Annotated in this window: 13 protein-coding genes and 1 pseudogene; 12 read left to right on the top strand and 2 right to left on the bottom strand. The window is 62.6% G+C overall.

Annotated elements, in window-relative coordinates; genetic code table 11:
* The 5 genes and pseudogenes from PMI07_RS25230 to PMI07_RS25210 form a co-directional block, all read left to right on the top strand.
* A pseudogene (locus PMI07_RS25230) lies at positions 1 to 326 on the top strand (phosphodiesterase); the annotation flags it as partial.
* Positions 327 to 348: 22 nt separating this feature from the next.
* Positions 349 to 1,656: an ABC transporter substrate-binding protein gene (locus PMI07_RS25225; RefSeq protein WP_024164136.1), complete on the top strand. Its 1,308-nt coding sequence runs from the start codon at positions 349 to 351 to the stop codon at positions 1,654 to 1,656.
* 81 nt (positions 1,657 to 1,737) lie between these two features.
* A complete protein-coding gene (locus PMI07_RS25220; protein ID WP_007767765.1) occupies positions 1,738 to 2,688 on the top strand; it encodes a sugar ABC transporter permease in 951 nt (316 codons plus the stop codon).
* Entirely contained in the window at positions 2,678 to 3,541 is an 864-nt protein-coding gene (locus tag PMI07_RS25215; protein ID WP_007767763.1) for a carbohydrate ABC transporter permease, read from the top strand. The genes PMI07_RS25220 and PMI07_RS25215 overlap by 11 nt, the downstream gene beginning before the upstream one ends.
* A gap of 1 nt (position 3,542) precedes the next feature.
* Complete coding sequence (locus PMI07_RS25210; RefSeq protein WP_007767762.1) at positions 3,543 to 4,283, top strand: tyrosine-protein phosphatase; 741 nt, start codon at positions 3,543 to 3,545, stop codon at positions 4,281 to 4,283.
* Positions 4,284 to 4,318: 35 nt separating this feature from the next.
* On the opposite strand, the gene PMI07_RS25205 is transcribed toward PMI07_RS25210, so the two are convergent.
* Complete coding sequence (locus tag PMI07_RS25205; protein WP_024164135.1) at positions 4,319 to 5,296, bottom strand: trypsin-like peptidase domain-containing protein; 978 nt, start codon at positions 5,294 to 5,296, stop codon at positions 4,319 to 4,321.
* Positions 5,297 to 5,398: 102 nt separating this feature from the next.
* Positions 5,399 to 6,193, bottom strand: coding sequence for an NAD(P)-dependent oxidoreductase (locus tag PMI07_RS25200; RefSeq protein ID WP_037088329.1), 795 nt, complete (start codon positions 6,191 to 6,193; stop codon positions 5,399 to 5,401).
* Between the two features lie 221 nt (positions 6,194 to 6,414).
* Between PMI07_RS25200 and PMI07_RS25195 the strand changes: the two genes are divergently transcribed.
* From PMI07_RS25195 to PMI07_RS25165, 7 genes are all read left to right on the top strand, one after another.
* Positions 6,415 to 7,167 carry a FadR/GntR family transcriptional regulator gene (locus tag PMI07_RS25195; RefSeq protein ID WP_007769677.1) on the top strand — a complete coding sequence of 251 codons (753 nt, stop codon included), beginning with the start codon at positions 6,415 to 6,417 and terminating at the stop codon, positions 7,165 to 7,167.
* Between the two features lie 75 nt (positions 7,168 to 7,242).
* A complete protein-coding gene (gene kdgD, locus PMI07_RS25190; protein ID WP_037088326.1) occupies positions 7,243 to 8,148 on the top strand; it encodes a 5-dehydro-4-deoxyglucarate dehydratase in 906 nt (301 codons plus the stop codon).
* Between the two features lie 4 nt (positions 8,149 to 8,152).
* A complete protein-coding gene (locus tag PMI07_RS25185) occupies positions 8,153 to 9,289 on the top strand; it encodes a mandelate racemase/muconate lactonizing enzyme family protein (RefSeq protein ID WP_007772463.1) in 1,137 nt (378 codons plus the stop codon).
* On the top strand, positions 9,289 to 10,170 hold the full coding sequence (locus PMI07_RS25180) for an amidohydrolase family protein (protein WP_007772465.1): 882 nt from the start codon (positions 9,289 to 9,291) through the stop codon (positions 10,168 to 10,170). The genes PMI07_RS25185 and PMI07_RS25180 overlap by 1 nt, the downstream gene beginning before the upstream one ends.
* A 51-nt stretch (positions 10,171 to 10,221) precedes the next feature.
* Positions 10,222 to 11,193 carry a TRAP transporter substrate-binding protein gene (locus PMI07_RS25175; protein ID WP_007772467.1) on the top strand — a complete coding sequence of 324 codons (972 nt, stop codon included), beginning with the start codon at positions 10,222 to 10,224 and terminating at the stop codon, positions 11,191 to 11,193.
* 84 nt (positions 11,194 to 11,277) lie between these two features.
* Positions 11,278 to 11,799 (top strand): TRAP transporter small permease, encoded by a 522-nt coding sequence (locus tag PMI07_RS25170; protein ID WP_007772469.1) that lies wholly within the window; start codon positions 11,278 to 11,280, stop codon positions 11,797 to 11,799.
* Positions 11,799 to 13,079, top strand: a complete 1,281-nt coding sequence (locus PMI07_RS25165; RefSeq protein WP_007772471.1) for a TRAP transporter large permease — start codon at positions 11,799 to 11,801, stop codon at positions 13,077 to 13,079. Before PMI07_RS25170 ends, PMI07_RS25165 begins: the two co-directional genes overlap by 1 nt.
* Positions 13,080 to 13,138 lie beyond the last annotated feature (59 nt).

The following is a 13,138-nucleotide window of genomic DNA, read 5'->3' as shown; positions in this document are numbered from 1 at the left end:
CGATCCACTTTCCACAGTCGGAACGTTTCCGCCAACTGCTGAAGGGCCGCAACATCATCGGCATCCTGAGCGGCCATATCCACCACGACCGCGTCTCCGTCTGGCACGGCATCCCGGTCGTCGTCGGCACCGGCCAGCACGCCGCCACCGACATCCTGCGCACCGACATCCTGCGCATGGTGCGCGGCGCCTCTTTCGGCATCGGCACCATCCGCCCGTCGGGCCTCACCATGGCCTTCGTGCCGCTGCCGTCCGACCGCGCCGAACTCAACACCTATCCGCTCGAACTTCTGATGGCCCGGGCAATGCCCGTCGCCGCTGAATAACCCTCACCCGGAGACACGCAAAATGCTGCGCAGAACCACGCTCAAGCTGATGGCGACGCTCACCGCCGCCGTAGTCCTCCCCTTTGGCCTGCCGCTCCGCGCGTTGGCCGAAATGCCGGCAACCATCGACAAGCCGGTCACGATCAGCTTCTACAACTACAATCTCGCTTCCGCCGGCATCGGCTCCGAGGCCACCAAGGAACTGATCGCCGGCTTCGAGAAGAAATTCCCGAACGTGAAGGTCGAGACGATCGCCGTGCCGTCGAACGAGATCATCAACCGCGTCCAGGCCGATATCGTCGCCGGCAAGCAGCCGGACGTCGCCCAGCTGACCTTCCGCGACCTGATCTTCATCGCCTCCGATCTCGGCGGCAATGCGCTCGAGGACATGGTGAAACCGGCCGAGCTGAAAGAGCATCTTGCGGGCATGATCCCCAAGGGGCTCGAACTCGGCAAGGTCGACGGCAAGACCTATGGCCTCGCCTACACCTTCTCGACGCCGGTTCTTTATTACAACGGCGACCTGTTCAAGCAGGCCGGCCTCGACCCGAACAACCCGCCGAAGACCTGGGCCGACGTCAACATCGCCGGCAAGGCAATCAAGGAAAAGACCGGCAAGAACGGCTTCTTCCCGGGCGCCTATGGCCCGAGCGACGGCACCTTCGTCTACCAGGCGATCGTCATGTCGAACGGTGGCAGGGTGCGCGACGGCAACAAGCTCACTTACGCGGACAAGAATGCCGCCGAGGCCGTCAAGATGCTGCGCGACATGATCGATAGCGGCGCCCATGCCAGGATCGATCCGGCCAGCGGCTCTGACACTTTTGCAGCCGGCAATCTTGGCATGTTCGTCTATACGACTGCGGTGCTTGGCTCCTACAAGAAGGCAGCGCAAGGCAAGTTCGATCTGCGCATCGCCCCGATGCCGTCCTTCGGCGAAAAGCCGACCGCTCCGACCAATTCCGGCAGCGCGCTCTTCGTCTTCAGCAAGGAGGCCGCCAAGCAGCGTGCGGCCTACGAACTCCTCAAGTACCTGACGAGCAAGGAAGCCTACACGATCATCACCAGCAAGATCGGCTACCTGCCGCTGCGCCTCGATATCGTCGATGATCCGAACTACCTCGGCCCCTGGGTCAAGGAAAACCCGATGTTCCGCGCCAACCTGGAACAGCTGAACCGCCTCACCGCCAACGTCGCCTTCCCCGGCCCGAACTACCGCCAGGTCGAGAAGATGATGATGGACTCGGTGCGTGAAGCCGTCTTCGGCAAGGGCGATCCGGTCGCGACCCTGAAAGCCGCCCAGGACCAGGGCCAGGACCTGATGCCGTAACCCATCACGAGGAGATGCCGGGCGGGTCTCGCTTTCCCGTCCGGCGTCGTTGTCCCCTCGGGATCCTTTCGGGGAAATTTCATGACTGACATCCAGGCCGATCTCGCAAGACCTCTCTCCGTTGCCCGTGCGCCCGCGGCTGCCCGCCAGCGCGGCACCTTCACCGTGGTGCCCTGGCTCTATCTCGCGCCGGCGCTTTGTCTCCTCATGATGTGGACCTATGTGCCGCTGGTCGAGGCCTTCCAGCTCTCCTTCTACCAATGGAACATGCTGCCGACCTCACCGCAGCGCCATGTGGGCCTGACCAACTATCAGCGCCTGTTCGCACTGCCCGAAATGCGCGCCGCCCTCTGGAACACGCTTTTCTACATTCTCGGCCTCTTCCCGATGTCGGTGATCATCCCGCTCTTCGTGGCGATCTGGACCCAGGACCTCGAAGGCCGCGCGCGGACGATCTACCGCGCGCTGATCTTCGTGCCGATGATCGTCGCGCCCGTGGTCGCCGCCATTCTCTGGCGCTGGCTGCTCAACGAGGACCAGGGGCTGGTCACGCTCGGCCTGGAGACGGTCGGTCTCGGCCGCATCGGTTTTCTGACCGATCCTAAATACGCGCTTGCGACGCTGACCTGGATCACCGGCTGGAAGCTGATTGGCTTTTCCACCTTGCTGTTTTCTGCCGCCAATGCCGGCATCAATCCCTCCTATATCGAGGCGGCGCGCATAGACGGCGCCAGCCGCTGGGGCATCATCCGCGATATCCGCCTGCCGCTGCTGTCGCCGACCATTCTGCTTCTGTCGATGATGACCATCCTGTTCGGGGCGCAGTGGAGCTTTGCCTATATCAACGTGCTCACCAATGGCGGCCCGCTGAAATCGACCACCAACATCTTCTACCTTCTCTGGGAATACGGGTTCCAGACCATGTCGGCCGGCTGGAGTTCGGCGGCCGGCATGATCGCCTTTGCCGGTTTTGCGGTGATTGCAGCGGGCTGCATGTGGCTCACGAAAAGGTTCGCGGTCTATGACAATTGACGTTTCGCACGGCTCAGCCTCGCTCGCCTGCGCCGGTACGAAGTCCGGCAAGACCCGCAGGTTCGCGGTTCATACGGTGATGATCCTCCTGTCCTTCCTGTCGATCTTTCCGATCTACTGGATGATCGTCACCTCGCTTCGGCCGGAGAACGAGATCTTCTCCACCTCGCTCTGGCCGTCCAACCCGTCGCTCGAAAACTACATCTTCGTGCTGACCCGCATTCCGATGATCGGGCTGCTGATCAACACCACGATCGTATCCGCCGCGACGGCGCTGCTGCAGGTGGTGACCGGCCTGTTTGCGGCCTATGCACTGGTGCGCTGGCGCATGCGCCTTTCCGGTGTCATCCACGGCCTCATCGCGCTCTCCTGGCTGGTGCCCTTCCAAGTCACGATGATCCCCAATTACGTGCTCGCCTCGCGGCTCGGTCTTCTCGACACGCTGACCGGTCTCATCGTGCCGAATGCGGCGCATGCCTTTGCGATCCTGCTGCTCTACAACGCGATGCGCTCCTTCCCGACAGAGATCCTCGAAGCGGCGCGCATCGATGGCGCCAGAAGCTGGAAGATCCTCTGGCAGATCGTCGTGCCGAACATGGGCGCGCCGATCGCCTCCCTGTCGATCATCGCCTTCATCTCCGCCTGGAACGAATATTTCTGGCCGCTACTGCTTTCGCGCAAGCCCGAAAACTCGGTCGTCCAGATCGGCCTGCAGATGTTCATGACCCAGGAGGGCAATCTCTGGGGACCGCTGATGGCGGCCGCGGCACTCGCCAGCCTGCCGATCCTGATCATCTACCTGGTCCTGCAGCGCCACGTCATCGAATCCTTCATGAAATCCGGAATCCGCTGAGATGTTAGCTTACGAACGCCTGATCGCGCTGGAAGGCGCCCACAATGTCCGCGACCTCGGCGGTTACAGGACTGCCAACGGTGGCCTGACCCGCTGGCGCTCGATCCTGCGCGGCGACGCATTGCACGCCTTGAGCGCGGCCGATATCGACACCTTGCTGGACAACGGACTGACCACCGTCATCGACCTGCGCAATGCCCACGAGATCGCCGCCGAAGCCAATCCGTTCATCGGCCATGCCGAGGTGCGCTACCACAACACGCCGCTGTTTTCGGCACTGGCACCGGTGGAGATGATGGCAAATGCCGCGGTGAGCTTCGACATGGGCGACCGTTACTGCCAGGCGATCGACAAATGCCAGCCGGCGATTGCCGAAGTCCTGAAAACCATCGCCGACGCGCCAGATGGCGCCGTGCTCTTCCACTGCAGCGCCGGCAAGGACCGCACAGGCGTGATCTCGGCGCTGCTGCTCGCCAATGCCGGCGTCGATGAGACGACCATTATCGAGGATTACGCCCTGACGGCGACGATCTCCGGCCCGCTGATCGCGAGGCTCAGGGATCGTGCCCTCGGCCGCGGCACCCCGGCAGCTCTCGTCGATATCGTTCTGGCCTCGGAACCGCGCAGCATGCGCCAGGCGCTCGACCATATCGGCAAGAACTACGGCAGCGTACGGGACTACCTCGTCCGTCTCGGTTTCGATGAGCCGGCGATGGCACGGTTGAGAAGCCGTCTGTCCTAAGGCAGGGCAACTCGGCTGACAGCCTCATCGGGCCGTCATGCGCCGTTATGCGGCCGGGCTGCGGGAACGAGCACGCGATCGACGATTCGCGAATCGAGATCGTAGACAGAGATCGGCGTATCCTTGCCGATCCGGGTCCCGTCCAGGAGACGGATCAGATCGTCGGCGCCGCCGACAGGCTGGCCGTCGATCGCCAGGATGAAATCGCCTTCCTTCAGCCCCGCCCTGTCAGCCGGGCTGCCCGCATCGATGCGGCGGATGCGCACCGTCGTTTCCTGCGTCATCCCGGCCTTCACCGCGACGCGGCGCGGCAACGCGGTCGTATCGACGACGATGCCGATGAAGGCGCGCCGCACATGGCCGAAACGCAGGATCTCCGAGACGACGAAATTGGCCGTGTTGGAGGCGACCGCAAAGGCAATGCCCTGCGCGCCGCGGATGACAGCGGTATTGACGCCGACCACCTCACCGGACGCGGAGACCAGCGGCCCGCCGGAATTGCCCGGATTGAGGGCGGCGTCGGTCTGCACCACGTCGTCGATCAGCCGCCCTGTGGACGACCGCATCGACCGACCCAAAGCCGAAACGACGCCCGAGGTCACCGACCAGTCGAAGCCAAGCGGATTGCCGATCGCGATGGCGATATGGCCGCGCCGCAATTTCTGCGAATCGCCGAGCCGTGCCCAGGCCTGAACGTCCATGTCGGCGCGCACCAGCGCGATATCGGTATCGGCGTCGCGGCCCAGCACGCTGCCCTGCCCGACAGCGCCATTGGCGCTGCGGATGCGGACGGTCTTGGCGTCGGAAACGACGTGGTGGTTGGTGATGATCAGGCCGTCGGGCGAAATCGCAAAGCCCGATCCATGACCCCCTTGGCCGGCAACGCCGCCGAGCCGCTCGATGCGGCTGACGGCAGGACCGACGCGGTCGACCGCGCCGGCAACCGTCTCCGAATAGGCGTCGAGAAGCGCACCATCCTCGGCGACGGGAGGATTAATATCGATAAATCCCATGACAAGAACTCCGGAAAACACCTTCTGAGAGAAAAGAAGGTTTTAGAAGGAGCTGATGTGGTGGGTTCGAAAGCCGGAAACAAGAACCCGGCACTGGCCGGATCAGTCCTCCGAAAAGATCGGGTCCTGGGTGAACATGCCGCCCTGGTAGACGGCGGCAGGCGACGTCGGTTCCGGACGCCCCTTGGCATCGAGCTCGGCGCGGAAGCGTTCGGCATTGTCCTTCGGCTTCCAGCCGAGATAGGAGGCGTGGGAATTGTCCCACCACTTGCTGTCATTATCGGAAATGCCCCAGATGATCGGGCAGCCGAGCATGGGCGCGCGGAAGACGCAGTCGATCAGGGACGCGAAGTCGTCATAGGACATCCAGCCGGACAGCATGCGGTGGTTGATCGGCTTTTCGAAGCAGCTGCCGATCCTGACGAGCGCCGTCTCCTGGCCGAATTTTTCGAAATACATGCGCGCCAGCGCCTCGCCGAAGCATTTCGAAACGCCGTAGAGACCGTCCGGCTTCATCGGAGCCTTGACGTCGATATGCTCGTCCTGGCGGTAGAAACCGACCACATGGTTGGAGCTGGCGAACAGGATGCGCGGCTGGCCATGGGCGCGGGCCGCTTCGTAAATGTTGTAGAGGCCGAGCAGGTTGGCATTGAGGATCTTCGAAAACTTGTCCTCCACCGAGACGCCGCCGAGATGCAGGATACCATCGCAACCCTCGACCAGCTTCATGACGGCATCGACGTCGCCAAGGTCGCATGTGACGACCTCCTCATTTGGCCCGGCGGGGCCGACATCGACGATATCGGAGAGGCGAAGCGTCTCCGCAAAACCGGCAAGGCGCGAGCGCATGGCGCGTCCGAGGCCGCCGCCGGCACCGGTGATCAAAAGTCTTTTCAAGAAATCATCCTCCGAAAGCGGCCCGTCGACCGCGGCAATCCAGTTCATTGGCCGGTTTGCCAGCCAACTTGTTCGTGACAAGCGTCAATACTTATCATACATGTTGAGAAAGCTCGGTCAACAAGTCGGGGCCGGTTTGGCGCGGCCGCTCAGCTTGACATACGAGTTGACGCCATAGTGTGATGCGCCGCCGAGCAGGGACACCGCATAGGGAGGAATGAATGAGCGTTGAAACCAGACTCGATACCGGCAGGGGATCGAGGACGCTTGTTTCCCGCCTCGGAGAGACGCTGCGCCAAGCGATCGCGGCAGGCCAGTTTCCGCCGGGCTCGCGCCTGCCGAGCGAAGCGCAGCTGACCGAGGCACATGGCGTCAGCCGCACCGTCGTGCGCGAGGCGATCGCATCGCTGCGCGCCGACCGGTTGGTGGAGGCCCGCCAGGGCGCCGGCGTCTTTGTGCTGGAGCCATCGAGTGCCGCTCAGCCGGTGATGCTGTCCCTCTCGAACATCGATCTTGCCCGCGTATCCTCGATGATCGAGCTCCTGGAGCTCCGAACCGCGGTCGAAGTCGAGGCCGCCGGCCTCGCCGCACTTCGTCGCTCGCCCGCGCAGGAAGAGGTCATCCTCGATCGTCATTATGCGGTCCGGGCCTGTCTCGAGGCGGCAAAGCCGACCAGCGAGGCGGATTTCGCGCTGCATCTGGCGATCGCCGAGGCGACCAACAATCCCCGCTTCCGCGAGTTCCTGACGATGATCGGCCGCAGCCTGATCCCGCGCGCAGCCTTGCGCCCGGACGATTCGGAGGCCGACCAGGCGACCTATATCAAGCTGCTCGATGAAGAGCACAACGCCATCGTGGTGGCGATTTCCGATGGTGACGAAGACCGCGCCCGCGACGCCATGCGCCGGCATCTGCGGGGTGCGCAGCTGCGCTATCGCACCCTGCTCCGCGAGCTCCGCGAATCTGTAAGATGACTTGTTGACATAAGTCAGCACAACCTGTACGACAATTTTTGTCTGGAGGAGACGCTTACAAAGGAAATCCGCATGATGACGCCTGAAGAAATCAAGGTCGCACTTGGTGCCGGCCTGCTGTCTTTTCCCGTCACCCATTTCGACAAGGAAGGCCAGTTCCAGCCGGAAAGCTATCGCCGCCATGTGGAGTGGCTGTCGGGCTTCGACGCACCGGTCCTGTTTGCCGCCGGCGGCACGGGCGAATTCTTCTCGCTGTCTCCCAACGAAGTTCCCGGCATTGTTTCCGCCGCCAAGGAAGCCGCCGGCAAGACCGCGATCGTCTCCGGCTGCGGTTTCGGCACCCATGTCGGCGTCGAAATGGCCCGCGCGGTCGAAAAGGCCGGTGCCGACGGTATCCTGCTGCTGCCGCATTACATGATCGATGCGCCGCAGGAAGGCCTCTACCAGCATGTGAAGCGCATCTGCCAGTCGGTGGGCATCGGCGTCATGGTCTATAACCGCGACAACTCGATTCTGGCCGTCGACACGCTGAAGCGCCTTTGCGACGAATGCCCGAACCTGATCGGCTTCAAGGACGGCAGCGGCGATATCGGGCTTGTCCGACAGATCACCGCCACGATGGGCGACCGGCTGATGTATCTCGGCGGCATGCCGACGGCCGAACTCTTTGCCGAAGCCTATCTCGGTGCCGGCTTCACCACCTATTCCTCGGCGGTCTTCAACTTCGTGCCGGGTCTGGCCGTCGACTTCTACAAGTCGCTCCGTGCCGGCAACCGCGCCCGCTGCGAGGAGATCCTCAAGGACTTCTTCTATCCCTTCATGGCGATCCGCAACCGCCGCAAGGGTTATGCCGTCTCGGCCATCAAGGCCGGCGTTCGCCTGCAGGGTTTCGACGCCGGCAAGGTACGCCCGCCGCTCGACGACCTGACGGCGGAAGAAGAAGACATGCTCCTGAAGCTCATCGGCCCCTGGAAGCGGTGATCCCATGAAGATCGCTTCCGTTCGCACCCATCTCCTCGAACACAGGCTCGACGTCGCCTTCGAAAGCGCCTCGATGCGCTTCGATCGCCGCGCCCATGTGCTCGTCGAGATCGAGTGCGATGACGGCACGATCGGCTGGGGCGAATGCCTCGGCCCAGCCCGGCCGAATGCCGCCGTGGTCGCGACCTATGCGAACTGGCTGATCGGCGAAAACCCGCTCGAGACCGAAAAGATCTGGGCGCGGCTTTATAACGCCCTGCGCGACCAGGGCCAGCGTGGCCTTGCCGTCACCGCACTTTCTGGCATCGACATCGCGCTCTGGGATATCAAGGGCAAACATTTCGGCGTGCCGGTCTCCATCCTGCTCGGCGGTCGGTTCCGGGAGAGCGTCAAGGCCTATGCGACCGGCAGCTTCAAGCGCGACGGCGTCGATCGCGTCGAGGACAATGCGACGGATGTCGCCCGCTATTGGGAAGAGGGTTTTCACGCCAGCAAGATCAAGATCGGCTTCGGTGTCGAGGAAGATCTGCGCGTCATCCGCGCCGTGCGCGATGCCGTCGGCTCCGACATGCACCTGATGGTCGATGCCAACCATGGTTATGACGCCATCGAGGCCATCAGATTCGGCCAGGCCGCTGCGGAACTCAAGATCGACTGGTTCGAGGAACCCGTCGTACCGGAACAGCTCGCCGCCTATCGCGAAGTGCGTGCCCGCCAGCCGATCCCGGTCGCCGGCGGCGAGACTTGGCACAGCCGCTGGGGAATGCGCGAGCCGGTGGAAACCCGGGCCGTCGATATCCTCCAGCCCGACCTTGCCGGTGTCGGCGGCTTTACCGAAGCCAAGCGCGTTGCCGATATGGCAGCGCTTCACGGCATCCGCGTCGTGCCACATGTCTGGGGCACCGCTGTGCATATTGCCGCCGCATTGCAGTTCATGGCGGCGATGATCCCGAGCCCGGTTCGCGTCAATCCGATCGAACCGATCCTCGAATTCGACCGTACCCACAATCCGTTCCGTCAGGCGGTGATCAAAACCCCGATCGAACACGAGCGCGGCGTGGTGCAGATCCCGAACGGCCCCGGCCTTGGGATCGAGATCAACCGCGATGCGCTCAAAGAATTCCGCATGGGAGATATCTGATGCTCGTCCGCACCCTTTCCGGCAATCCTCCCAAGACCAGACTGCCGAAGGGCGCGGTCGATACGCAGATACATGCTTATCTGCCGGGCTTTCCCTCCCTGCCCGGCGGTCCCGGCTTGCCCGCAGGGGATCTGCCGACACCCGCCCAGTATCTTGAATTCATGCGCTGGCTCGGCATCGATCGGGTCATCGTCACCCAAGGCAATGCCCAGCAGCGCGACAATTCCAATCTCAACGCCTGCCTTGCAGAATTCGGCTCGATCGCCCGCGGCGTCTGCGTCATCGATAGCACCACGTCGGACGCCGAATTGGAGCGCCTTTCCGCAGCCGGCAATGTCGGCGCCCGGATCATGGATCTGCCCGGCGGCGCAGTGAACCTCAGCGAACTCGAAGCCGTCGATGGCAAGGCAGCCTCCCAGGGCTGGATGCTCGCGGTCCAGTTCGACGGCAGCAACATTCTCGATCACGAGGTCCGGCTCGCAAAACTGAAATCGCGCTGGGTCTTCGACCATCACGGCAAGTTCTTTGCAGGCGTTACGCCGGATAGCCCGCAGATAGCATCCGTCAAGCGGCTGATCGACGGCGGCAAATGCTGGTTCAAATTCGCCGGCGTCTACGAATCCTCGAAGGCCGGCGGCCCAGACTATAAGGACGTCGCCGCCGTCGCCCGCGCAATTGCAGCCTATGCACCGGAGCGCATCATCTGGGGCACCAACTGGCCGCACAACCTCGCCCGCGAACAGGCCGATTATCCGGACGACGCAGCGCTGACCGATACCGTGCTCGGCTGGCTCCCGGACGACCCGGCACGCCAGCTCGCGCTCGTGAAAAACCCCGAGGAACTTTACGGCCTGCCCGCCTGGGCGGCCGCAGGAGACTGATACCAAACGACCGGCGCGTGGAGGCGCCGGCGAACAACGGAGGAGAACAACATGAAACTGACGAAACTGCTCGGCCTTGCACTCGGTCTCGCACTGGGCGCGACCGCCGCCAACGCGCAGGTTACCCTGCGTTCCGCTGACATCCATCCGGACGGTTATCCGACCGTCGATGCCGTCAAATACATGGGCGAACTGGTCTCCCAGCGCACCAATGGCCGCATCAAGATCCAGGTGATGAACAACTCGGTTCTCGGCCAGGAAAAGGACACGATCGAACAGACCCGTTTCGGCGTCATCGATTTTAACCGCGTCAATGCCGCACCGTTCAATAACCTGGTGCCGGAAACCACCGTTCTTGGCCTGCCCTTCCTGTTCCGTTCGACCGACCATATGCACAAGGTCGTCGACGGCCCGATCGGCGACCAGATCCTCGCCGCCTTCGAAAAGCACGGCCTGATCGGTCTCGCGTATTACGATTCCGGTGCGCGTTCCTTCTACACCACCAAGAAGCCGATCCAGAAGCTCGCCGACCTGAAGGGCATGAAGATCCGCGTCCAGCAGTCAGACCTGTGGATCGCCATGATGCAGGCCTTCGGCGCCAACCCGACCCCGATGCCGATGGGCGAAGTCTATTCGTCGCTCGAAACCGGCGTGGTCGATGGTGCTGAAAACAACTGGCCGTCCTATGAATCGGCCCGTCACTTCGAAGTCGCCAAGAACTACACCCTGACCGAGCATTCGCTGAACCCGGAAATCCTGGTCATGTCCAAGATTTCCTGGGACAAGCTGACCCCGGAAGACCAGAAGGTCATCCGCCAGGCAGCCAAGGATTCGGTCGGCAAGATGCGCGAACTCTGGACGGCTCGCGAAAAGACCTCGGAAGCGAAGGTCCGTGCCGGCGGCGCCAACGTCATCAAGGTCAACAAGGACGAGTTCTCGGCTGTCATGAAGCCGGTCTACGACAAGTTCGTCACCGATCCGAAGCAGAAGGCTCTGCTGGAACAGATCCAGGCGGTCAAGTAAGCCCATAGGAGACCGGCCCTCGCCAAGAGGGCCGGTCTTTTTTTGCATATCCGGCAGCCTCGCTGCCGTGGGGAGGACAGGATCATGAGGAACGTCATGCTGGCCATAAAGCCCTTCCTGGGCGGGCTTAGCCGTATATCGCTTTACATCGCCGGCATCGGCATCATCGCCATGACCCTCATTGTCGGCTGGCAAGTGTTCGGCCGCTACATCCTGAACGACTCGCCCAGCTGGTCCGAACCGCTGTCGCTCTATCTGATGTCCTGGTTCATCATGCTCGGCGCCGCCGTCGGCGTGCGTGAGAGCGTTCATCTCGGGCTCGATATCGTCCGCTACGTCATGCCGCCGGCAATCCAGAAAGCCATGGACCTCCTGAGCCTCGGCCTGATCGTGCTGTTCGGCATAGGCATGGCCTATTATTCGACGCTGCTCGCCATGGGTACGTGGTCGGCGACCATTCCGGTCCTCGGCTGGCCGGGTGGCACGGACTTCTTCCCGATGATCGTCGGCGGCGCCATGATTTCCCTTTTTGCTCTGGAGCGCTTCGTCGACGTCGCCATCGGCGAAGAAATTGCTGCCGACGTCCTCGTGCAGGAGGCTGCTTAATGGCCTACGCCATTCTTTTCGGTTCCTTTACCCTCCTCATGCTGATCGGCATGCCGATCGCTTTCTGCCTCGGCATCGCATCCTTCGCGACGGTCCTCTACATGGGCCTGCCGCCGATCGTCGTCTTTCAGCAGCTCAACTCCGGCATGAACGTCTTCGCCATGATGGCGATCCCGTTCTTCATCTTCGCCGGCGACCTCATGGTACGCGGCGGCATCGCGGTTCGCCTGATCCGCTTTGCAGCCGGCCTCGTCGGCCACATGCGCGGTGGCCTCGGTCAGGTCAACGTCGTAGCCTCCACCCTGTTCGGTGGCATTTCCGGCTCGGCCGTGGCGGATGCATCCGCCGTCGGCGGATTGATGATCCCGCAAATGGCTGCGCGCGGTTACGACCGAGACTACGCGGTCAACGTGACGGCCAACGCCGCCATCATCGCGCTGATGATCCCGCCTTCGCACAACATGATCCTCTATTCGATCGCCGCCGGCGGCAACGTCTCGGTCGCCGATCTCTTCACCGCCGGCATCATTCCCGGCCTGCTGCTGGCTGCAGCCCTGATGGTCACCGCCTGGTGGGTTGCCGTCAAACGTGGATACCCGGCCGACCCCTTCCCGGGCTTTGCCCGTGTCGGTTATTACTTTCTGGCCTCGCTGCCGGGCATCCTGCTGATCGCCATCATCTTCGGCGGCGTCCGCTCCGGCGTGTTCACGGCAACGGAAAGCTCCTGCATTGCGGTACTCTACGCCTTCCTCGTCGCCATGCTCGTCTATCGCGAGCTGAACTGGGACGGTTTTGTCGAGGCCGTCATGGGCGCCGTGCGCACCACCGCAATGGTGCTGCTGGTGATCGGTACCGCCGCTGCCTTCGGCTGGCTGATGGCTTTCCTGCAGGTCCAGACGCTGATCATCGCGGCGATCGGAGCGATCTCGGACAACCCGATCATCGTGCTGCTGATGATCAACATCATCCTGCTGGTCCTCGGCACGTTCATGGACATGGCGCCGATGGTCATAATTGCGACGCCGATCCTGCTGCCTGTCGTAAAGGCCTTCGGCATCGATCCGGTCCATTTCGGCGTCATCATGATCCTGAATGCCGGCATCGGACTCAACACGCCGCCGGTCGGAACCGTGCTCTTCGTCAGTTGCGCGGTCGGCGGCATCACGATACGTGAAGCGATGCGCACGATCTGGCCTTTCTTCGGAGCCAGCATCGCAGTATTGCTGCTCGTGACTTACATCCCTGCCCTGTCGCTCTGGCTGCCAAGCGTTTTCAAGTGAGCGGCTGAACAAGCTTTATCTGACGGTCCCGCACTATGGCGGGACCTTTCACATGAAAG

It is taken from the genome of Rhizobium sp. CF080 (genome assembly GCF_000282095.2).
Taxonomy (GTDB): domain Bacteria; phylum Pseudomonadota; class Alphaproteobacteria; order Rhizobiales; family Rhizobiaceae; genus Neorhizobium.
The sequence above is the reverse complement of the archived record's forward strand: the minus strand, read 5'-3'. Positions and strand labels throughout refer to the sequence as shown.

What these genes read in the sequence shown, in the direction of transcription:
- kdgD (WP_037088326.1), top strand. Translation starts at nt 7,243, where the DNA reads ATGACGCCTGAAGAAATCAAGGTCGCACTTGGTGCCGGCCTGCTGTCT.
- PMI07_RS25165 (WP_007772471.1), top strand. Translation starts at nt 11,799, where the DNA reads ATGGCCTACGCCATTCTTTTCGGTTCCTTTACCCTCCTCATGCTGATC.
- PMI07_RS25220 (WP_007767765.1), top strand. Translation starts at nt 1,738, where the DNA reads ATGACTGACATCCAGGCCGATCTCGCAAGACCTCTCTCCGTTGCCCGT.
- PMI07_RS25195 (WP_007769677.1), top strand. Translation starts at nt 6,415, where the DNA reads ATGAGCGTTGAAACCAGACTCGATACCGGCAGGGGATCGAGGACGCTT.
- PMI07_RS25175 (WP_007772467.1), top strand. Translation starts at nt 10,222, where the DNA reads ATGAAACTGACGAAACTGCTCGGCCTTGCACTCGGTCTCGCACTGGGC.
- PMI07_RS25215 (WP_007767763.1), top strand. Translation starts at nt 2,678, where the DNA reads ATGACAATTGACGTTTCGCACGGCTCAGCCTCGCTCGCCTGCGCCGGT.
- PMI07_RS25185 (WP_007772463.1), top strand. Translation starts at nt 8,153, where the DNA reads ATGAAGATCGCTTCCGTTCGCACCCATCTCCTCGAACACAGGCTCGAC.
- PMI07_RS25210 (WP_007767762.1), top strand. Translation starts at nt 3,543, where the DNA reads ATGTTAGCTTACGAACGCCTGATCGCGCTGGAAGGCGCCCACAATGTC.
- PMI07_RS25180 (WP_007772465.1), top strand. Translation starts at nt 9,289, where the DNA reads ATGCTCGTCCGCACCCTTTCCGGCAATCCTCCCAAGACCAGACTGCCG.
- PMI07_RS25170 (WP_007772469.1), top strand. Translation starts at nt 11,278, where the DNA reads ATGAGGAACGTCATGCTGGCCATAAAGCCCTTCCTGGGCGGGCTTAGC.
- PMI07_RS25205 (WP_024164135.1), bottom strand. Translation starts at nt 5,296, where the DNA reads ATGGGATTTATCGATATTAATCCTCCCGTCGCCGAGGATGGTGCGCTT.
- PMI07_RS25225 (WP_024164136.1), top strand. Translation starts at nt 349, where the DNA reads ATGCTGCGCAGAACCACGCTCAAGCTGATGGCGACGCTCACCGCCGCC.